This window comes from Xanthomonas sp. NCPPB 3959 (genome assembly GCF_056675575.1).
Map to the genome: position 1 here is coordinate 1 of NZ_JBWWVR010000020.1, position 20,341 is coordinate 20,341.

22 protein-coding genes are annotated in these 20,341 nt (G+C 62.4%); 12 read left to right on the plus strand and 10 right to left on the minus strand.

Annotated features, from left to right (window positions below; genetic code table 11):
- The coding region (locus AC1KVG_RS18845) for a LysR substrate-binding domain-containing protein (protein WP_481095391.1) at positions 1–207 on the plus strand (207 nt) is incomplete at its 5' end.
- A gap of 195 nt (positions 208–402) precedes the next feature.
- On the opposite strand, the gene AC1KVG_RS18850 is transcribed toward AC1KVG_RS18845, so the two are convergent.
- Positions 403–1,014, minus strand: a complete 612-nt coding sequence (locus AC1KVG_RS18850) for a TetR/AcrR family transcriptional regulator (protein WP_481095392.1) — start codon at positions 1,012–1,014, stop codon at positions 403–405.
- Between the two features lie 220 nt (positions 1,015–1,234).
- On the opposite strand from AC1KVG_RS18850, the gene AC1KVG_RS18855 reads away from it, so the two are divergent.
- From AC1KVG_RS18855 to AC1KVG_RS18870, 4 genes are read left to right on the plus strand one after another with little or no spacing between them, the layout of a single operon-like run.
- A complete protein-coding gene (locus tag AC1KVG_RS18855) occupies positions 1,235–2,446 on the plus strand; it encodes an MFS transporter (protein WP_481095393.1) in 1,212 nt (403 codons plus the stop codon).
- The gene (locus tag AC1KVG_RS18860) at positions 2,382–3,392 is read left to right on the plus strand and encodes a DJ-1/PfpI family protein (RefSeq protein WP_481095394.1); all 1,011 of its coding nucleotides are present in this window, start codon (positions 2,382–2,384) and stop codon (positions 3,390–3,392) included. Before AC1KVG_RS18855 ends, AC1KVG_RS18860 begins: the two co-directional genes overlap by 65 nt.
- Before the next feature lie 27 nt (positions 3,393–3,419).
- On the plus strand, positions 3,420–3,707 hold the full coding sequence (locus AC1KVG_RS18865) for a hypothetical protein (protein ID WP_481095395.1): 288 nt from the start codon (positions 3,420–3,422) through the stop codon (positions 3,705–3,707).
- 15 nt (positions 3,708–3,722) lie between these two features.
- Positions 3,723–4,736: a GlxA family transcriptional regulator gene (locus AC1KVG_RS18870; RefSeq protein ID WP_481095396.1), complete on the plus strand. Its 1,014-nt coding sequence runs from the start codon at positions 3,723–3,725 to the stop codon at positions 4,734–4,736.
- 95 nt (positions 4,737–4,831) lie between these two features.
- Here the strand turns inward: AC1KVG_RS18870 and AC1KVG_RS18875 are convergent, their stop codons facing one another.
- Positions 4,832–5,902 (minus strand): acyltransferase family protein, encoded by a 1,071-nt coding sequence (locus AC1KVG_RS18875; RefSeq protein WP_481095397.1) that lies wholly within the window; start codon positions 5,900–5,902, stop codon positions 4,832–4,834.
- Positions 5,903–6,174: 272 nt separating this feature from the next.
- Between AC1KVG_RS18875 and AC1KVG_RS18880 the strand changes: the two genes are divergently transcribed.
- On the plus strand, positions 6,175–6,387 hold the full coding sequence (locus tag AC1KVG_RS18880; RefSeq protein WP_023905360.1) for a ParD-like family protein: 213 nt from the start codon (positions 6,175–6,177) through the stop codon (positions 6,385–6,387).
- Positions 6,384–7,160, plus strand: coding sequence for a type I methionyl aminopeptidase (map, locus tag AC1KVG_RS18885; RefSeq protein WP_481095398.1), 777 nt, complete (start codon positions 6,384–6,386; stop codon positions 7,158–7,160). Before AC1KVG_RS18880 ends, map begins: the two co-directional genes overlap by 4 nt.
- A gap of 57 nt (positions 7,161–7,217) precedes the next feature.
- Here the strand turns inward: map and AC1KVG_RS18890 are convergent, their stop codons facing one another.
- Positions 7,218–7,751, minus strand: coding sequence for a hypothetical protein (locus AC1KVG_RS18890; protein WP_481095399.1), 534 nt, complete (start codon positions 7,749–7,751; stop codon positions 7,218–7,220).
- 239 nt (positions 7,752–7,990) lie between these two features.
- Here AC1KVG_RS18890 and AC1KVG_RS18895 point away from each other — a divergent pair, with 239 nt between their 5' ends.
- On the plus strand, positions 7,991–9,469 hold the full coding sequence (locus AC1KVG_RS18895) for a SulP family inorganic anion transporter (RefSeq protein ID WP_481095400.1): 1,479 nt from the start codon (positions 7,991–7,993) through the stop codon (positions 9,467–9,469).
- On the opposite strand, the gene AC1KVG_RS18900 is transcribed toward AC1KVG_RS18895, so the two are convergent.
- Positions 9,422–9,667 (minus strand): hypothetical protein, encoded by a 246-nt coding sequence (locus AC1KVG_RS18900; RefSeq protein WP_115039615.1) that lies wholly within the window; start codon positions 9,665–9,667, stop codon positions 9,422–9,424. The genes AC1KVG_RS18895 and AC1KVG_RS18900 overlap by 48 nt on opposite strands.
- 192 nt (positions 9,668–9,859) lie before the next feature.
- On the opposite strand from AC1KVG_RS18900, the gene AC1KVG_RS18905 reads away from it, so the two are divergent.
- Together AC1KVG_RS18905 and AC1KVG_RS18910 are read left to right on the plus strand one after the other, a co-directional pair.
- Positions 9,860–10,057 carry a hypothetical protein gene (locus tag AC1KVG_RS18905; protein WP_043889902.1) on the plus strand — a complete coding sequence of 66 codons (198 nt, stop codon included), beginning with the start codon at positions 9,860–9,862 and terminating at the stop codon, positions 10,055–10,057.
- Positions 10,058–10,185: 128 nt separating this feature from the next.
- A complete protein-coding gene (locus tag AC1KVG_RS18910; RefSeq protein WP_481095401.1) occupies positions 10,186–10,416 on the plus strand; it encodes a DUF1653 domain-containing protein in 231 nt (76 codons plus the stop codon).
- A gap of 120 nt (positions 10,417–10,536) precedes the next feature.
- Here the strand turns inward: AC1KVG_RS18910 and AC1KVG_RS18915 are convergent, their stop codons facing one another.
- From AC1KVG_RS18915 to AC1KVG_RS18935, 5 genes are all read right to left on the minus strand, one after another.
- The gene (locus tag AC1KVG_RS18915; RefSeq protein WP_074058545.1) at positions 10,537–11,274 is read right to left on the minus strand and encodes a DNA/RNA non-specific endonuclease; all 738 of its coding nucleotides are present in this window, start codon (positions 11,272–11,274) and stop codon (positions 10,537–10,539) included.
- Between the two features lie 580 nt (positions 11,275–11,854).
- Positions 11,855–13,957, minus strand: a complete 2,103-nt coding sequence (locus AC1KVG_RS18920; RefSeq protein WP_481095402.1) for a methyl-accepting chemotaxis protein — start codon at positions 13,955–13,957, stop codon at positions 11,855–11,857.
- 26 nt (positions 13,958–13,983) lie between these two features.
- On the minus strand, positions 13,984–14,412 hold the full coding sequence (locus AC1KVG_RS18925; protein WP_176340266.1) for a type 2 periplasmic-binding domain-containing protein: 429 nt from the start codon (positions 14,410–14,412) through the stop codon (positions 13,984–13,986).
- A 10-nt stretch (positions 14,413–14,422) separates the two neighbouring features.
- Entirely contained in the window at positions 14,423–15,592 is a 1,170-nt protein-coding gene (locus tag AC1KVG_RS18930) for a hypothetical protein (RefSeq protein WP_481095403.1), read from the minus strand.
- 520 nt (positions 15,593–16,112) lie between these two features.
- Positions 16,113–16,514: a Rid family hydrolase gene (locus AC1KVG_RS18935; protein ID WP_115039619.1), complete on the minus strand. Its 402-nt coding sequence runs from the start codon at positions 16,512–16,514 to the stop codon at positions 16,113–16,115.
- A gap of 127 nt (positions 16,515–16,641) precedes the next feature.
- Between AC1KVG_RS18935 and AC1KVG_RS18940 the strand changes: the two genes are divergently transcribed.
- Entirely contained in the window at positions 16,642–17,568 is a 927-nt protein-coding gene (locus AC1KVG_RS18940) for a LysR family transcriptional regulator (protein WP_481095404.1), read from the plus strand.
- Between the two features lie 69 nt (positions 17,569–17,637).
- Here the strand turns inward: AC1KVG_RS18940 and AC1KVG_RS18945 are convergent, their stop codons facing one another.
- Positions 17,638–19,497: a M14 family metallopeptidase gene (locus tag AC1KVG_RS18945; RefSeq protein WP_481095405.1), complete on the minus strand. Its 1,860-nt coding sequence runs from the start codon at positions 19,495–19,497 to the stop codon at positions 17,638–17,640.
- A gap of 102 nt (positions 19,498–19,599) precedes the next feature.
- Here AC1KVG_RS18945 and AC1KVG_RS18950 point away from each other — a divergent pair, with 102 nt between their 5' ends.
- Positions 19,600–20,340 carry an ABC transporter ATP-binding protein gene (locus AC1KVG_RS18950; protein ID WP_481095406.1) on the plus strand — a complete coding sequence of 247 codons (741 nt, stop codon included), beginning with the start codon at positions 19,600–19,602 and terminating at the stop codon, positions 20,338–20,340.
- The last annotated feature ends 1 nt before the right edge of the window (position 20,341 follow it).

Here is a 20,341-nt window from a genome sequence, read left to right on the forward strand (position 1 = left end):
ATCGCAGGTCTGGGCATCTGCCAAATGCCGATCTCGCTGGTGCGCCCGCACATCCAGTCGGGCAGGCTGCAGCTCGTCCTGGAAGAGTGCACGGCCTATTGCATCGAAATCTTCGCGCTCTGGCCGCGCACGCGCCACTTGCGCCCGAAGGTGCGCTACGTGGTGGACGAGTTGGTGCGGCTTTCCGCTGTCGGCACCTTCGACTAAAAGGTCACGCAATGCGCGCTGCCGCTACCATCGATACCTGTAATCAGGTCCGGCGGCTTGAGTCATTCACTGCGAAAGTTGACCCGAGAGCCAGGCGCAGCGAGGCAAGCGGGCTCTCAAATAAATCTAGCTCTGTCATCCCGCAGCGAACGCCATCCCGGCGTTCTGCGGCGCACGGGTTGAAGTGCTGCCTGCCTAGTGGGTCTGGGCATCCCAGAACCCCATGAGCTGCGTAATGGCAGCGTCCATCGCCTTGAAGCTCATGCCATCCCTGGCGAGTGTGGATAGCCCAAGCAGGAAGCTGTCGAACACGCATGTGAGTGCAGCGGGGTCGGCATCCGGCCCGAGTTCTCGGTTGGCGATGGCGCGTTCCACGCAGGCGCGGATGCCGGCGCGTGTGCGGGCACGCGAGCGCGTCAGTGGGGTGCAGAGCGCAGAGAGTTCCGGTGATGGTGCACTCATCACTCCCAACGTGACCATGCAGCCCTTTGGGTGGCCGCGCTCGCATTGCATCTTGGCTGAGCGGCGCAGTGCAAGCTCCACCGCCTGCTTTGGACCGAGCGAGGTGTCCCACAAGCAGTGGGTCACCTTCGCGTAGCTCGCCAGGTAGCGTTCCATGCATTCCTTGAAGAGTGCCTCCTTGGAGCCGAACGCTGCGTAGAAGCTGGGCGCGGTGATGCCGCCGCCAATCGCCGCCTTGAGTTGGCTCAACGAGGTGGATTCGTAGCCCTGTTCCCAGAACAGGTGAAGCGCTTGCTCAACCGCGGTGTCGCGGTCGAAGCTGCGTGGCCTTCCCATCTGTGCCATTGCACTCTCCGATACCTACATACAGACTAGTCGATACATATGTTGTTGACAATGTGGTCGCTTCGTAATATACATACCGAACGATACATATATGTTTCTTTCGATAGCAGGCATGGACAGGCTGTTCGGTAGATGGCCTGTTTCTTTTGGCTTATATATGTACTGATCGATACGGATCGGTGTGATCTGACCCGAAACTTATCTCAACCAAGGACAGCATGTGACCTCTCCAAACACATCAACGGCCAGTGCAATCCCCGCGCCGTTACCCATCGCCGCCCTGTTGGCGCTGGCGATGACCGGTTTCATCTGCATCGTGACCGAAACCCTTCCTGCAGGACTGTTGCCGCATATGTCCGCAGGCCTTGGCATTACTCCCGCCCTGGCTGGGCAAACGGTGACTGCTTATGCGTTGGGTTCGGTGGTGGCTGCAATCCCGCTGACCATTGCGACCCAGCAGTGGAGGCGACGTAACGTGCTGCTGCTCACCATTGTCGGCTTCCTGGTGTTCAACTCCATCACTGCACTCTCAACCAACTACAGCCTGACCTTGGTGGCGCGTTTGTTTGCTGGCGCAGCCGCAGGCCTGGCTTGGAGCCTGCTGGCCGGTTACGCCCGGCGCATGGTGCAGCCGGAACAGCAGGGCAGGGCCATGGCGATTGCGATGGTGGGCACACCGATTGCGCTCTCCCTGGGCGTGCCGCTGGGCACCTGGATGGGCGGCATGCTGGGCTGGCGGAGTGCGTTTGCCGCGATGTCGGCTCTGACAGTCGTTTTGATCGTCTGGGTGCTGGTGAAGGTGCCCGATTATCCCGGCCAATCGGCAGCGCAGCGTGTGCCGCTGCGCAAGGTGCTTGGCACTCCTGGCGTGCGTCCCGTGCTCGCCACCGTGATGGCGTGGATGTTGGCCCATAACATCCTCTACACCTATGTGGCGCCATTCGCCGCACACGCTGGGCTGGGCCATCGTGTGGACGTGCTGCTGTTGGTCTTCGGCGCAGCCGCACTGATTGGTATCGGCGTGGCAGCAAAGCTGGTGGAGCATCACCTGCGTCGCACCGTATTGATCTCGCTGGCGACGTTCTTCGCACTCTCTGTGGTGCTGGCGCTACTGCAGGACATGCAGCCCGTCGTTTACGTGTGTGTGGCAGTGTGGGGTCTGACGTTCGGTGGAGCCGCGACGCTGCTGCAGACTGCACTTGCCGATAGCGCAGGAGAAGGGGCCGATGTTGCGCTGTCGCTAAATGTCGTTGCCTGGAACAGTGTCATCGCCGGTGGTGGTGTGGTCGGCGGCGTGCTGCTGGACCAATGGGGCGCGCAGACCTTTCCGGCGGCCATGGCCTTGTTGCTGGCGGTTGGATTTTGCATTGCATGGCGCGCTCGAAGTCACGGGTTTGCTGCGGGCACACGCGCGCCAGTCGTCGGCCATTAGCCTGTTAGCCGTGGCAGTAAATGACGGGTCAGCGACATTGCCGACAGCAGGTTGTGGCCGAAGAATCAGCGAACATCTCCTCTGCGGCATCGCCATGGCTCCCCTTACGTTTCACCGCGTTATCCGTCGCGCTACCTGGGCCGCGTGCATGATCCTTGCCGGGTGTGCCGAGCCGGCGGCGCGGTCTGCACTGCCGGCGCGCGGCGCCCCGGATATCGCTGCAACGGCACAGGCGACGCTGCCGCCCTACCGTGCTCGCACGGCGCGCGCCCGCCCGGTGATTGCGGTGGTGGGAAACAATGCCGGCGTGGAAGTCAGCGACTTTCTGGTGCCGTTCGCGATTCTCTCGCGTGCCGGCACCATGGACGTCGTCGCTGTCACCCTCGATGAGGGGCCACTGGCAACTTTCACCGACCTTGGCAGCCCCGGCTTCAAGATCGCGACAGACACAACCGTGGCCCAGTTCGACGCCGCGCAGCCCGAAGGCGCCGACTACGTCATCGTGGCCGCTCAGGCTTCCGAACCGCGACTGCTTGCATGGTTGAAACAGCAATCTGCGCACGGCGCGACCATCGTCACCATCTGCAACGGGGCACTCATCGCCGCACAGATGGGCGTGTTCGATGGTCGCCGCGCCACCGCGCATTGGTCGACCAGTGCCAGCCGCGCCGAGACATTTCCCGCCATCCTCTGGACGCCGAATCGGCGTTATGTCGCGGATGTAACGTGGATCTCTACCGCGGGCGTGAGCGCCGCGATCCCGGCATCGATCGCGTTGGTTGAGGCCATCAGCGGGCATGCCAAGGCGCAGAAACTGGCATCGACGCTCGGTGCAAAGGATTGGTCGCCGAAGCACGACAGTGATGCCTTCCGTCCCCGCCTTGGCACAACCGCGTGGCCGCTGGCGCAGGTGCTGTATACCAACCGATGGCTGCACAGTGGCTAGCAGATCGATGTGCTGGGCGCACCCGGGATGGATGAGGCGACACTTGCGCTGACCGTGGATGCGTACTCCACCACGGGGAGAAGCCGCGCGTCCGTCGTCTCTACCACTGGCGCATCCTTTGTCACGCGGCATGGACTTGTCATCGTGCCCGATCGACAGCGCGAGCCGGGCAGCACGGTCCCACTCGTCGCCCCGGCCGACCCGATGCCGGTGCCAGCTTTGAATGGTGCGCTCGATGGCATCATGCAACGCTATGGTCGAGCAACTGCCAAGGGCGTTGCGCTGGCATTTGAATATCCCGACTATCCGCGCTGAATGCGCAAGGCCTCCATGTCCGACTCATCTCCTTCGCGTCACGTTGTGCTGCTTGCGCACGAAGACATGAATGTCCTTGACCTCACCGGGCCAGTGCAGGCACTGCACACCGCAAATCAATGCGCGCCCCTGGCTGGGGGCAGTTCGCGCTACCAGATCACCGTCGCGTCCGAGAGCGGTGGCCTGGTGACGACCAGCTCCGGTCTGCAGGTGATGTCGGTGGCGATTGCCTCGCTGGACGATGTCGCCATCGATACGCTGATGGCGCCAGGTGGTTGCCGCGGTGCGGTTTACGCCGTCTCGCCTGGATTGGTTGAGTGGGTGGCCGCGCGCGGCGCCAGCGTTCGCAGGCTCTGCTCGATCTGCACCGGTGCGTTTCTGCTTGCTGCCGCAGGGCACCTGGATGGTCGGCGTGCAGCGACGCATTGGGGTTGGGCCGACCGGCTCTCCAGCTTGCACCCCGGCGTACGTGTGGATGCAGACAAGATCTTCGTGCGCGATGGACATGTGTGGTCATCGGCCGGCGTCACGGCAGGCATCGACCTGACGCTTGCGCTGATCGAGGACGATCATGGCCACCGGCTTGCGATCGATGTGGCACGTCAGCTGGTGGTGTTCGTCAAGCGCTCGGGCGGGCAGTCGCAGTTCAGCGCACCGTTGTCGGCGCAGACCAGCGCGGGCGGCGATTTTGCGGAACTGCACGGTTGGATGGCCGCCAACCTGCATGAGGATCTGCGGGTGGAAACGCTTGCCGGCCGCATGAAGATGTCGCCGCGCACGTTCGCACGCGTCTACCGCAGCACATGCGGTGTCACCCCAGCCAAGGCGGTGGAAACGCTACGCGTGGAAGCGGCGCGCCGCCTGCTGGAATCCGGAAACGCGCCGATCAAGCGCATTGCGGCGCTGACCGGTTTATCGGACGAACAGACGCTGCGTCGCACCTTCCTGCGTGTCTTGGGCGTAGCCCCGGGCGACTACCGGGATCGCTTCCAGGGCACCGCAGCGGACGAGCGTTTCGCCATCGCCTGATGCATTCATCGTTGCGAGTACGCGATGCGAGAACGTCGGGAAGAGCCTCGGCCACGACGCTCCCAACGCACGGCTACTTCAAACAAAGCGGTAGGTTATTTGATGGTATCGGTCGCTTCGGTACGCGCAGGAGCCACTGACGGACGCGATTCGAAAAGCCTGGTTCCAATGCGCCGCAACAGCGTGTTACCGGGCAGCTCGATGACGCGATACATCAGCCATGCCAGCAAGAAAACCACCAAGGTGATCAGCGCGGCCATGGCCGGGGTATGCGCGTGGTCGCCCAGCAATTTCATGGCGACATAGATCACCGGAATGTTCAGCAGATATATTGAAAAGCTGAACTCGCCACACATCATGATGGGCCGGTGGCCGAACAGCAGCTTGCTCAGCGGTGTATCGAAGGAGAACATGAAAACGAAGATGCCCGAGAACAACGCACCTTCCAGATAGTTGTAGAACTCGCGCTTGCTGCCGAATTCCACCGGCAGGATGCGTGCGATGACCAGGCCGATAACGATCAGCGTCAGGCCTTGCAGCAACGCAAGCGTGCGCATGCCCTTGTCGGACCAGGCTTGATTGCGGAACAACCCGAACAGCACGCCCGAGAAGAAGTACTGCATCTTTGAGCCGACAAAGGTACCGGGCAGTTGGTCGCGGTAGGAGATCAGCAGAAAAATCGCGGTCAGCACGATTGCAAGCACGGAGGCGTTGCCTTGGTTTCTGAATTTCCACAGTGCGAACCACAGGCCCACGAAGACCGCGTAGAACTGCACCTCCGGCGGAATGCTCCACAGCGCGGACACGTTGCCGGAGAACAACAGGTGACGCAGCAGGTTCTGATGGGTGATCGCGTAGACGAACGATGGGTCGATCAGGTTGTAGATCAGATAGGAGCCGATCACGACAAACAGATAGGCCGGGGCGATCCGCGAAAAACGCGAGATGCCGTAGCGCACCACGGAGGCGTAGTCGAATTGCTTGTGGCCGTAGAGAAAGGCCATCAGGAACCCGCTCAGGGTGAAAAACACCATGACGCCCACTTCGCCCGGATACAGATGGCTACGCGAGAAGAATCCGTCTTCCGCGAGATGCGAATAGACCACCAGCAAAGCGGCCAGTCCGCGAATTCCGGTGAGCGCATCGATGCGCTGTGCGGAGCTCATCGATCGTTCCTGCTGATCGGGAGTTGCGGAAAACAGGGGTTTGCGTGGGGCATGGATGGTTTGTCTTTGGCGGCCGGGGGACCTTCCCGCGTGAGTGCGCCTATGTGACAAATTGGTTGCATTCAGCTGTTGGCGTTATGAATGCCGATTCAGTTGCGTGAAAGCAAAGTCGGTGGGGCGATCGGTCGCGCATTTCATCTCAGAGAGAACCGAAATTGTGTGGCAATATATGTTTCGTATATGATTCGTATATCGTTACTTTCGGAGTAGTCATGGGCATCGTCAACATCGACGACGAGCTTCACGATCAGTTGCGCCGCGCGTGCACGGTGACCAGCCGCTCGATCAATGCGCAGGCCAATTTCTGGATCAAGGTCGGCATGTTGTGCGAGATGAATCCGGAGGCGTCGTTTCAGCAGATCGTGGCGCAGGAGCTGCGTGCGGCGGGGGTGCGGCCGCAGGCCTTGAAGCCAGCACGGGCATGATCAAGTCGCCGGACGAAGTTGCCTTGATGGCTGCCTCCGGTCAGCTGCTGGCGCAGGTGTTTCATGCGCTGGATCAGCTGCCGCTCGAAGGCCGCAGCACGCTGGAACTCAACGACTTTGTCGAGCGGATGATTGTCGATGAGTTGGATGCGCGACCGGCCAGCAAGGGCCAGTACGATTTTCCATTCGTGCTCAACGCCTCGATCGACGATGTGGTCTGCCACGGTGTGCCATCGGCCGATGATGTGCTGCGCAATGGGCAGATCGTCAACCTGGATATCACGCTGGAGAAAAACGGGTTCATTGCCGATTCCAGCACCACGTACCTTGTTGGCGAGGTGGCGTACCCGGCGCGGCGGTTGGTGCAAACCACGTATCAGGCGATGTGGAAAGGGATCGCGGCGGTGCGCCCTGGTGCGCGATTAGGCGACATCGGCCATGCAATTGCGCGGCATGCGCGCGAGCACGGCTATAGCGTGGTGAAGGAATATTGCGGGCACGGCATCGGGCGTGAGATGCATGAAGACCCGCAGATTCTGCATTACGGCCACGCCGGCACCGGGATGGAGCTGCAGGAAGGCATGGTGTTCACCATCGAGCCGATGATCAATCAGGGCAGGGCGGCGATTCGCGCCGAGCCGGATCAATGGCCGGTGCATACGCGCGATGGCAAGTTATCCGCACAGTTCGAGCACACCGTGGCGGTGACGCGTACCGGCGTGCGTGTGCTGACGCTGCGCCCTGGAGAAAAGCCGCTGTGTGTGGTCGATTGATGTCTGGCCTTGCGACCGCAGGGGCAGCAGGCGGGTCTGTGTCTTACACGAGACCCATTAGTTCCGTGGAGTGCGCGGTCGCACAATAAGTGGGGTCGTGTTGGTGCTCAGCAGCATCTGTACCGCCGCTTCCACATTGCCGAACCGGCTGCGTTGTAAAAGGTAGACGAGTGCGAGAAGTCCAAGGAACATCAATGCAGCGCCCGGTTTGATCGCCAGCGCTGGAACAAGAATGACGGCGATCATGTACAGCACGGCCCAGTTGCAGAAGCCGGTAATGACGATTTCACGTCGCCTGCGGTCGATCGCGATGTGCCCCCGCATCACCAACGGGTAGACAGGACCGACGAACACCAGAAACGTCTCACGAAATGCGTAGGCGTGTTCGGAGAGCGGATGGAACCTGAGGTCTGGCCAACGTGTCTGTTCAACCGCGTTTTCGACCTGCGCTAATGAAAAACAGGCCAGCTGGGTGCTGGTCACCTGAATCCGCCGTTTGAACACGGGCAATCCCCATCTGAAATACGGCCGATTCCAGGCGATCTGCAGAATGCCCTCGATCACTAACAGCACAAGCAACAGCTTGAACATCGGGCATCCATTGTCGAGTGTTGAATCGACTGTAGCAACTCGGCATGCGGGCTGCGCAGCCTGTCTTGTTCTGCAGTGCTTCAACGCGTTAGCATCGACATTCGTCCAGAGCGATCTCCTCCGACACCATGACGCCACCCTGACCTGACGCATCACGCGCTCGCAGTCTCTGCGAAGGTCCAGGTGTTCGACGTTCATGTATTCGCGCCGTGTGTTTGCCGGTGCGCGGAGTCGTTTCAATGTCCAGATATCTCTCGTTGCGCCAGCAATGGTTCGGCAATGTGCGTGGCGATGTGCTCGCCGGCATCGTGGTCGCGCTTGCGCTGATTCCCGAAGCCATCGCGTTTTCGATCATTGCCGGTGTCGACCCCAAGGTGGGGCTCTACGCTGCGTTCTGTATTGCGGTGGTGACCTCTATTGCCGGCGGTCGCCCCGGCATGATTTCTGCTGCGACCGGTGCAATGGCGTTGTTGATGGTGGAGTTGGTCAAGGATCACGGGGTGCAGTATCTGTTGGCGGCTACCGTCCTGGCGGGTGTGCTGCAGCTGATCGCGGCGGCGTTTCGGCTTGGCGCATTGATGCGCTTTGTGTCGCGCTCGGTGATCACCGGCTTCGTCAATGCGCTGGCAATCCTGATCTTTCTTGCGCAGTTGCCGGAGCTGATCGGCATGCCATGGCCGGTCTATGCGGTGTGTGCAGCAGGCTTGGCTATCATCTATCTGCTTCCGCGCCTCACCACGGCGATTCCCTCGCCGCTGGTTGCCATCGTGGTGCTCACCGTGGCATGTGCGTACTGGCAGATCGACATCCGCAGCGTGGGCGATATGGGTCATCTGCCCGACAGTTTGCCCGTGTTTCTGCTGCCGGATGTGCCGCTGCGCTGGGAGACGGTGCGCATCCTGCTGCCGGTGTCGACGACGCTGGCGGTGGTGGGATTGCTGGAGTCGTTGATGACCGCGCAGATCGTCGAAGACATGACCGATACGCCCTCGCAACGCAACCGCGAATGCGCCGGCCAGGGGCTGGCGAACATGCTGGCCGGATGCTTCGGCGGCATGGCCGGTTGCGCGATGATCGGGCAATCGGTGATCAACGTGCGCTCGGGCGGGCGTGGGCGCCTGTCGTGCATGGTGGCCGGCGTGGTGCTGTTGCTGATGGTGGTCTACGGCGCCAACTGGGTGCGGCAGATTCCGATGGCGGCGCTGGTGGCGGTGATGATCATGGTCAGCATCGGCACCTTCAGCTGGGAATCGCTACGCGATCTGCGCACGCACCCCAAAAGTTCTTCGGTGGTGATGCTCGGCACCGTCGTGGTCACGGTATGGACGCACGACCTGGCCAAAGGCGTGTTTGCGGGGGTGTTGCTGTCGGCGTTGTTCTTCGCGCGCAAGGTCGGGCGCATGTTGCAGGTGCAGGAGATCGATCGCGACGACGGTGTGCGGGTCTATGCCGTGCGCGGGCAGGTGTTCTTTGCCTCGGCCGGGCAGTTTGCCGCCAGCTTCGATGTGCTGCGCACGCCGCCCAAGGTGTTGATCGACCTCACCCACGCGCACTTCTGGGATGTCAGCGCGGTGGCAGCGCTGGATCGGGTGGTGCTCAAGCTGCGCGCGCACGGCGCTACAGTCGACATCGTCGGCTTGAATCAGGCCAGCGACACGCTGATCGAGCGCTTAGGAACCCACCGGCGCGCTGGCGCGCGCTTGCGGGTGGGTCACTGAGGTCTGTCGTTCATGCGCTGCGGTGGCGGCGCCCAGCGCAGTTGTAGCAGACGCATGCTCACCGAGCAGCGCGCTGAGGCGGCGGTGGCACTCCCGGAAGGCGAGCGCAGAGGCCGGCATGTCGCAGGCGTCGAACGTTTGCGCCTCGGCCTTCCAGGATGCGAGCAGGTCGTGCAGATCGTGGATCAGGCTCGGCATGGTGTTTCCTTTGTAGGCGTGATGGTAGCTACGGACGGAAGCGCGGGCCGGATGCAGTGCCGGCGAGACAGCCTCATGCGTCACCGGATGACGTGGCTGCGACGAGCGGTCCGGCCGGTGCGCAGGACACACGTGCGCGTCACATGGCCGGGAGGAGGGTGGCTTTGCGGTCCTTTGCCGCTGGAGCTGATCATGAGCAGTTACGAAAACGGCGTAGACGACCCGACCACACCGCCTAACGGCGTCAAGGCACCCGGCAAGGATCATGCAGCGATCCAGGACGGGCCGGCGCAGGACAGCGAGATCGACGACGACGATGCCATCGAAGACGAAGTGGATGCCGAGGTGGATCTGGACGATGACGACAAAGACGAAGAGGATGAGCAGTAGCCGCTCTGAATAAACGTGAGCACTGGTGCGTTGCTGAGGTCAAGAAGATGCCGCGCGCCTTGCGGCATCTTCTGGCTGTGGTCGCATTGGCTGCTTAAACTGGATGGCCCTCGATCACGTTGACGTCCATGGATCATTTGCCGCCACTGCCTTCCCTTGCGCTCGGGCAGTACCGCCACTTCAAGGGTGGCCGTTACGAGGTGCTGGGTGTCGTGCGCAGTAGCGAAACGCTTGAGCCGCTGGTGCTCTACCGCCCGTTGGACAGCGACATCGGCATGTGGGTGCGGCCCTATGCGATGTTTGTCGAGCAGGTCGAGGTGGAGGGAATTGAACGGCCGCGGTTTGAGTTTGTGGAGTAACGGTTGCCTGCAACTTACTACGCTACGAGTCGATCTGTCGTCGTTTATGGCAATGGTGTGAAGCCAATCAAAAAGCCCGGGCATGCCCGGGCTTTTCTACATCGCGTCCTTGACCGGTGATCAGCTCAGGTCGCAATTGCTCGGCTGCGGCCAGGTGGTGGCAGGCAGCATGGCCTTGACGGCGGCCGGAGCGGTGATGCCGATGGCGCTGGCGCCGTACAGGTCTTCCAGTTCGTCGATGCTGACGATGTAGCTATCGAGCGAACCGAGCGTGGCGCTGTTGGGAATCAGCCAGCTGATCGCGCGCGTGCCGCCGCCCGGGTTGGCGGTGATGATCGTCTTCCAGAAGAAATCCGGGGTGCGGATGCCGTGGCTGCTCAGGAAATAATCGTTGGTGGTGTCGCTGTAGATCACCCCGCCGTAGACCTGCACGCTGGCGATGTCGCGGTAACACTCGGCCACGTTTTCGGCACGCACCCAGATGCCCTGATTGAAGCTGGCTACCTGCGGCACGATGTTGGACATCAGGTTGGCGCGACGGATGTAGGTCGCGTTGTAGTCCATGTGGTTGGAGGTCACCAGGTGGCCGCGATCGTAGCCGGTGCGCACGCTGGCGTAGGAGGCAGTGGAGGTCTGGCCGGCGCAGCCGCTGGGCAGTTCGGTATCCAGATTGAAGCTGGACGGACGCGCCGCCGAGCCGGTATCGGCCTGCAGGACGTATTCGTAACGCAGCGCGGTGTGGTTGGTGCAGTCGTAGCTCAGGGTGTAACCGCCCTTGTTGAGGGTGACGACCTGTGCATTTGCGGTGGCACTGAAGGCGGTGAGAAGCAGAACGGCGAAGAAGGTCCTGAAGCGCATGGGAGTGAATCTCCTTGGAATCATTCGGACGCACGAAGCCACCGCCGGCTGCCGGTGAGCAGATCGACGTTCAGCGGAACGCGCGCTGGAAGGGGGACAGGTTGGCTCGGTGGTTAGCGAGCGCAACAGCTATCTCACGCAAATGTTTCTTGTTGGTGACGTAGGCGTGAGGAATGTGCACTCGCACCACTTTTTTCTATAAAAGTGTGATGTTTATCAGGATTTTTCGTGCATACGGCACGCAGGCGATAAGTGATTGGTTATGCCCGGACCGGGCAGATGCGCGTCTGAACCACGCATTTGCAGCGGTGCGCAAGCAGCAATGCGCTGTGGGTAATGTCGGAGGACCACTGACGTGAAGGTCAGGAAGTACGCCAGCTTCGGCTGGCCCTGTCGGCAACGCAGGGGCACTCCTCGATGGGAAGGGGGCGGCTCGCCGGGCAACATTGCCGGATCACCGCATCGCCTCAGCTTTGCATTCGCATGATCCCAAAACGAAAAACCCCTCGTCTGCAGTGCGTGCAGAGAGGGGTGTCGAGCGTGTGGCGAGGCGTTCGGGTCGATCGATCGAGGCGACCCGCTATGCGACGTGTCGTACCAGCTGCTGTTCGGTGGCAGGCGCCAGTTGGAACTGCGAGACCAATTGCGTGAGCGTGCTGGATTGCTTCTCCATCGCCCGTGCCGCGGCCATGGCTTCTTCCACCAATGCCGCATTCTGCTGCGTGGTCTCGTCCATCTGGATGACGGTCTGGTTGACCTGTTCGATGCCGGCCGATTGCTCGCTGGAAGCCGCGGTGATCTCGCCCATGATGTCGGTGACGCGATTCACGCTGGCAACGATCTCGGTCATGGTGGTGCCGGCCTTGCGCACCAGTGCCGAGCCTTCGGCCACCTTGCCCACCGATGCATCGATGAGCCCCTTGATCTCCTTGGCCGCCCCGGACGAGCGCTGTGCCAAGGTGCGCACCTCGCTTGCCACCACGGCAAAACCGCGGCCCTGCTCGCCGGCGCGCGCCGCTTCCACCGCCGCGTTCAAGGCCAGGATATTGGTCTGGAAGGCGATGCCGTCGATGACGCTGATGATCTCGGCGATCTTCTTGGACGAGGTTTCGATACCCGACATGGTGCCGACCACCAGGCTGACCACCTCGCCACCTTGCGAGGCCACACCGGCAGCGCTGCGTGCAAGCGCGTTGGCTTGACGGGCGTGTTCGGCGTTCTGCTTGACGGTGGCGGTGAGTTCTTCCATCGAGGCAGCGGTTTCTTCCAGGTTGGCGGCCTGCAACTCGGTGCGCCGCGACAGATCCTGATTGCCGGCGGCAATTTCGCCGGCAGCGGTGTCGATCTCCGAGGACGAATGCTGGATGCGCCCGACGATATCGGTCAGGCGATCCACCGTGGTGTTGGCATCGTCGCGCATGCGTGCAAAGACGCCGGAAGAGGTGCCGTGCATGCGTGTGGTCAGATCGCCGCTGGCAATGGCCTGCAACACCTGCGACACCTCGCCAAGACTCTTGTCCGAGGTGCTCATCAAGTGATTGAGATCCACCACGATCTGGCGGAAATCATGTTCGAACGCGGTCTCGTCGCCACGTGCGCTGAAGTCGCCCGCCGCCGCAGCCGCGGCCAATCGCTTGATCTCGCCGTTGATGGACAACAGGCTGGCCCGCACATCGTTGATCGATTGGCTGATCACCGCTTTTTCGCCCGGCAACGGTGCCAGCTGCTGCGACAGATCGCCTGCGGCATAGCGTTCGGTCAACGCGACGATCTGCATGGTCACTGCGAGATGGCTGGATACCAGCGTGTTGCTGGCGCGCACCATGCTGCCGAATTCGCCGGGAAATTCCTGCTCGGCAATACGGTGACTGACCATGCCGGCCTCGTGCTTGTCGCCCATCTCCGTCTGCGCCTGGATCACGCGACGCAGCTGACGCTGCATGCTGTCCATCGCCTGCAGCAGTTGGCCGACTTCGTCGTTGCGGTCGATCGAGATGGTGTTCTCCAACTTGCCCGATGACACCGCATGCGCGATGCCTATGGCGCGATTGAGCGGCTGGGTGATGGCGCGCGCCACGATCCAGCCAAAACCAATACACACCACCGCGCCGACCAGGCCCAGGATCAGGCCACCCATGCTTGCGGTGACCGAACTGTCCAGCGCTTCCTGCACGGTGCCGCGGAAGCGTGCATCGGCGCGCTTCTGCATGGCGGTCAGGGTGGTGCGATAGGTCTCCAGTGCCGGCGCCATCGCGCTCATCTGCTGCGCATCGGGTTCGCGCTGCTCCACGAACGCCGCAGCCACGCCATGCGCCAGGCTGTAGTACTGATCAAACTCCTTGCCCAGGCGTGCCAGCTCTTTCGCATTGGCCGGGTCGGCCTTTTGCAATTTTACGTACGAGCTGTGGATCTCGTCGGCCACCGGCTTGGTGGCCGCCAACATATCGGCATCGCCCGCAGCGGCGGCGCCATTGAGCCCGTTGATGAGCTTGTCCAGCGCTGCCACGTTGCGCGTCATCGCATCGAGCATGGGGAAATGCACGTCGCGCACCGCTTCCAGGCGGTCGTTGTTGCGGTGAAACACCAGCGTACTGAAGGCCACATAGCTCGATAGGCAAATGATCGCCACCGCTGCCGGCATCAGGATTTTCCAGAACAACGGTAGCGACAGAATACGTCTCATGACTTGAGTCTCGAGCAGGTAGCGGGTCACGGCTTCAGGACGACCTTGACGCTGGCGTCCACTGCACTGGCACTGATGTAACCGATGGCGCCGGGTGTGGCCGCAACGGCCTTCTTGACCGCGTCATCGCCGCTGACACGCTTGGGACGCTGCGCCTTGCCGGTGAACATCAGCTGCGACCAATACGACTTCAGCTGCGCCGAATCGCGCGCGGCCACTTTCTTGTAGAACTCATCGCGGGTGGCGACGCCTTCTTCCTGGTCGATCGGCACAGCCGCGCCGCCGCCGGGCAGGCTGTTGGACTTGGCCAGGAAGATCTGCGACACCTGCGCGGCGCTGAGGCTGTCCGGGCCGCCCTTGGCCGACATCACCACCACCACATCGGCATTGGCACAGAACGCGGTCAGCGACAACGCGGCAAGCAGGGAGACTGCAAAACACTTGGAAATGGTCATGGGGGCTCTCTTAGAACACGAAGTCGACAGACGCCGACAGCAGGTTGTAGCTGCCGCCCGGACGGAAGCCCGGCTGGATGTTGTTCAACGACCCGAACGAGCCCGCGTTGTTGTTGATGTGGCTGGCCTGCAGCTTGAAGGCGACGCTCTCACGCGCGTCCCAACGCAGCGCAGCGGTGAAGCTGTGACGACCGCTTTCGGCCTGCGCCAGGGCGCGTGTCATCACACCGACCGGATCCTGGCCGGGGGCGATGGTCGGACCCTTGCGATCGACATTGGCATAGGTGAGCGACGGCGTCAGCGTGCCGAAACGCCCGCCCACACTGAGATAGCCGGAGGTGGTCTTGCCGTTGAGCGAAGGCGAGTAATCGGCGCGAATCACTTCGCTGCGCAGGAACCAGTTGCCCGGATCGTAGGCGTAGCCAACGCTGGCAAAGCTGCCGTCAACGCCGTAGGTGGTCAGGCGATCGGCCAGCGCAGGATTGATGCGCTGATAGGCCGAGAACAGGCGGTCTAGCTGCGGGGTGTCGAAATCGGTGGTGCCCACGATGTAGGCGGCGCGGAACGTCGACGCACCCGATTCCAGGCCCAGTGCCAGGCCGCGCATGGCGTACACATCGGCCTTCTTCGAATTGATGCGGCCGTAAAAGCCCTGCACGCTGACCACGCTTTCGCCCGCATTGATGGTGTACACGCCTTCGACGCCGTCCATCGGCAGCAGGTAGTTGTAGACCTCGTATGGCGGACGCACCCACGGCGTGGCGTAGCCGACGCGCTGGTACTCCGAGAGCATGTACAGCGGCGCAGTGATGCGGCCCAGGCGGGCGGCGAACTGCGGGCCGAACTGATACTTCACATGCGCCAGCGTGACCTTCGGATCGTAATCGCCACGCTCGGCGTACTCGCTGGTCACCTGCAATACGCCGGTGAACTTGTCGGTGAAGTTGGCATTGACCTGGCCGGCGATGCGCGAGTCCGGACGGGCCGAGGTGGAGTGACTCGCGCCTGCGCCTTCTTCGGTCTGGATGTCGGGCGTGAAGTCGGCCTGATCTTCGGTCGAATGCACCACGCCCAGCGTGCCGAAGCCGCTGAAGGAAAACATCGCGTCCTGCTGCGCATAGGCGCAGGTCGACGAAACCAGGGCAATGGCGCCACTGAGAAGCTTGACGGTCAATTTCATTGAAATCTCGGCTGTGTGTGATGGACGCAGCGCCATGGCGGCGCGCGGGCAGAACGGTGATGGGCGTCGCAACACCCTGGATTGCGGTAGCGGCCGTCTGCATCGTTGCTTTAGCGAGATTTTTACAATTCAAATTGACTGGTTAAGATTTCGAGGGCGGTAGAAATTGACGATAGTGATGCTCTATCGAGACGCCTGATTCACGGGTTTGAAACAGCTTGCGTCAGTCTCTACGGACATAATCGTCCGCAGTTGTGGCCTGTCGGTTGCCGGCGCGATAAGTGATGGCGTGAGAACGCCAAGGCCGTCTTTTATGCAGTCGAATTGGACAGTGCTGCTGTTGCCTTGAGCGCGCGCGATAACAAAATCGCCACGCACTGGCAAGCCAGGCGTGGCGATCTTTTGAGTTACTTCGATCGACCGTGCTAGTGACTGATCGCTAGTGGGGATTTCGCCATCAAAGACTTTTCAGCAGCACGCAGGAGCAACGAAGTAACCACCGACGAGTTACTGAAACCGGTTACTGCTGCTGTGCCGGCAGTTTGACCACCACCTTGATCTCGAACCGAAAACCAGCCAGCCAGGTCACGCCCACTGCGGTGACGGTGGGGTAGGGCGCCGGGCCCCAATAGCTCACCCACTTTTCCCACATGGCCTCAAAGACCACCTCCGGGTTGACCATGAACAAGGTGACGTCGACGACGTCCTGCGAGGTGCAACCGGCCGCTGCGAGGATGGCATCGAGATTGTCGAAGGCGCGGGCGATCTCTGCGGCCAGCTCCGGTTCCGGAGAGCCGTCTTCGCGGCTGCCGACCTGGCCGGCGACAAACAGCAAGCCCTCGGCGCGCACCGCCGGGGAATAGCGATGGCGCTCATACAGGGCGTGGCGCCCCTGCGGAAAAACAACGTCACGTGTTGCCATGGGGATCTCCATCAAGCGTCTAGTCGGAACAGACAGCCACGGTAGGCGCTTGCGCGCCTGCGATAAATCGGCAACCCCGGCCAACACTATTTGTAGAATCCAAACAATCTTTGGGTTGGGAGCGGCGATGGATCGGTTCGACGCGATGCAGGCGTTTGCGCGTGTGGTTGAGACCGGCAGCTTTACCAAGGCAGCCGAGACCTTGCACATGAGCCGGGCCAGCGTGACCCAGTTGGTGCAGCAGCTGGAGGCACGCCTGCGCGTGACCTTGCTCAACCGCACCACGCGCCGGGTGCATGTCACCGCCGATGGCGCGGCGTACTACGAGCGTGTGCTGCGGCTGCTGGCAGACATGGACGATGCGGAGACTAGCCTGTCCGATGCATCGGCGCTGCCGCGCGGGCGCTTGCGCGTGGATGTGCCCAGCCCATTGGCGCGCCTGATCCTGATGCCGGCGCTGCCGACATTTCATGCGCGCTATCCGGATATCCAGCTGGATATGGGCGTGAGCGACCGCCGCGTGGATCTGATTGGCGAGAACGTGGATTGCGTGGTGCGCGGCGGCATCATCACCGATCAATCGTTGATTGCGCGCCGTGTGGGCGACCTGCAGGCGGGTGTGTATGCGGCGCCGACGTATCTGCAGCGGCTGGGCACGCCGGCGCACCCGCAGGCGCTGGAAAACACCCAGCATCGCTGTGTCGGTTTCATGCGTTGGAGCAACAACAAGACCGTGCCCTATGTCATGCAGCGCGGCAATGAAGCGGTGAATCTGCAGGGGCGTTACGTGGTGGCATCCGACGATGGCAACGCCTATCTGGCCGCAGGCCTGGCCGGCATGGGCGTGCTGTGGTTGCCGGTGTACATGGCCAAGGCGCATGTCGCCAGTGGCGAGCTGGTGCAACTGTTCGACGACTGGTCACTGGAGCCGATGCCACTGTCGATCGCGTTCCCGCCCAACCGGCATGTCAGCGCCAAGCTGCGGGTGTTTATCGATTGGGTGATTGCGTTGATGGCCGAGCATGCACCGGTGGGGGCGCCTGCACTGCGGTAACGGGGTGATGCGACAGAAACGCGCACTGCATTGCCGATCCCACACGATGGAATCGGCAATACCGATGAATCATTCTGCCAGCTGACGCCGCACCGGATAACGCCAGCCGTTGATCGCTGCATACGGCGAGCGTGCATAGATCCATTGCAAGCGCGCATCGCCATCGGCGCGGAATGCGGCATCGTCGGCGAGCTTGCGTTCGAACGCATCGCGAAGAGCCGCATTGCTGCGCAACACGCGCTCGGTGAAGTCCACCAGCTCGGTGCCGTACAAGCCACTGTCGGGGCTGCCGGCATTGCGAAAACGTCCGCTGGCCAGCAGCGAATCGCTGCTCTGCGGCTCCAGCAACGCGGCGGCCAGCATGCGCATCGGTTGATCGGCAGGCACGCGGATGCTGCCGGCGGCGAAGGTTTCGTGCATGTGGTCGGTGTGCGGCGTCTGGGTGCCGGCTTCCTTCACCACGCGGATTTGCTGCACGTTGATCTGGCGCGGTTGCTGCAAGCGTTCGAATGTAATGCGGTGTGCTTTGAGCAGTTCGACCACATCGTCGTTGCCGGGCGGAATCCACCAAGCGAGCGGGTAGCGCACCGCCTGGGTCTGGCGATAGCCGATCACCGGCATGGTCCAGGTTTCGTCGCGGCCTTCCCAACGCAGCTCCTGCCGGCCGGACACCGGCGAAAGCGCGCGGGTGTAGGTCACCCCCTTGAACGACACCTGGGCGATCGGCTGTTGCAGGCGTTCCCAGGCAACCATCAATTCCTGCGGGCGTGCGGCACGATCGGCGCGCTTGGCTGCATCGATTTTTTTTGCATCGCGGCCGACCACGCGCAGCGCTTCTTCCAGCAACACGTAGTCGCCGAGCACGCGCTGCCGGTACGACTTCAAACGATGGTTCTCCACCAGCACGGTGGGGATGCCGGCAAAATCGCCATACCCGGTGGAATAACGCGGGCCTTCCGGTGCGTAGCGCAGACCCGAGCGCGGTTCGTCTTCGTCGATCAGGCTCGGGTAGATGGCCGGCTCGTGACCCTGGCTGCGCAGCGCGGTGTTCATTGCCGGCGTGAAGCGCTGCTGCAACCAATCGGCGGTCGCGCGCGAGCGTGCGTAGGTGCCCCAACCGGCGAAGGTAAAGGTGATGTCGTACTGATGATCCAGCCCGCCGCTGACATGCAGGTCGATGTAGAGCGCCGGATCCAGGCGATGCAGCAACGCGACCATCGCGCGCGTTTCCGGCGCTTCCAGGTTGAGGTAATCGCGGTTGAGGTTGATGCCGCGTGTGGTGGTGTTCCAGCCCATCTGTTGCGGGCCGCGCAATGCCGCGCCAATCAGTGGACCGCGTTGTTCGTGGCCGTCGGCATTGAGGATCGGCACGAATACGAAATCGACCTGGTCGAGCAGGTGGTCCTTGCCGCGCTGGGCGATATCGCGCAGCAACATCAAGCCTGCGTCCTTGCCGTCGATTTCGCCGGCATGGATGGCCGCCTGCGCCAGCACCACCGGCTTGCCGGGTGCGCCCTTGTGCGCGCGTACCAGCAACAGATCGCGGCCCTCGCTGCTCTTGCCGAATACTTCCAGCGACAGCAGCGGCGAGGCGGCCACCAGACGTTCCAGCCACGCGCGCGTTTCGTCATAGCTGGGCGTGCTGGCGAAATCGTTGCGCTCCACCGGCGTGCTCCACGGATCGCCCGGCTTGACGATCAATGCCTCGCTCGCGCCATGCCAGGCGCGCAGCGGCGGCAGCGGCGCGCTGGTGTCGATGGTCTGCGCGTCGGCGTGTGCGGCAGCGAATAGCGTCGCCGCGAGCAAACTGGCGCAGGCGTGCAGGGAAGTGCGGGCTGCGTCGGCGGTGGCAGCGTTGGCAGGCGCGTGCTGATTGCGTGGAGGGGCAGGTGAGCCGTGCGGGCAGGAGGGACGCGTATCGGAGGTCATGTGGGGCGTAGGGGTCTCGATCGAAGGGGAAGAGCGCGGCGCTGCGCAGGCGCTTGCATCTAATGTGATAACATATCATTTCAACAGGCGAGCTTCCTTATCATGCCCTTCAGCGCTACACCGACCCCCGCGATTTCCGTCAGCAACCTCCACGTGGCCTACCGCGGCCGCGCCGTGTTGCAGGGGCTGAATCTGCAGGTCGCGCCGGGCAGTGTCTACGCCTTATTGGGCGGCAACGGCGCCGGTAAATCCTCCACGCTTTCCACCCTGCTCGGTTTCGTCAAACCCAGCTCCGGCAGCTTGCTGGTGGATGGCATCGACCCGGTCGCCAACCCCGGCGCCGCGCGTGCGCGGCTGGCCTATCTGCCCGAAAACGTCGCGCTCTACGAGCATCTGAGCGCAATCGAAAATGCCGATTACCTGCTCGCGCTCGCCGGCCAACGCCGCAGCCAGGCCGAGATCGGCCAGGCGTTCGCCGCTGCCGGTCTGCAACGCGAAGCCTGGAGCCAGCGGTTGGCGGGGTTTTCCAAAGGCATGCGCCAGAAAGTGGCGATCGCGGTCGCCACCTTGCGCCAGGTGCCGGTGCTGCTGCTGGACGAGCCCACCTCCGGCCTGGATCCGCGCGCCATCGCCGATTTCAACCGCCTGGTCAGCAGCGTGCGCGAGCGCGGCGGTGCGGTGCTGATGGTCACCCACGACCTGCTTGGTGCGGTGGATGTGGCCGACCGGATCGGGTTTCTGGAAAACGGACGTATTGCCGATGAAATCGGCGCAGGTGACAGCGGCTTCGATGTGCGCACCTTGCATGCACGCTTCGCGCGCCCGCAGGATCAGGCTGCATGAG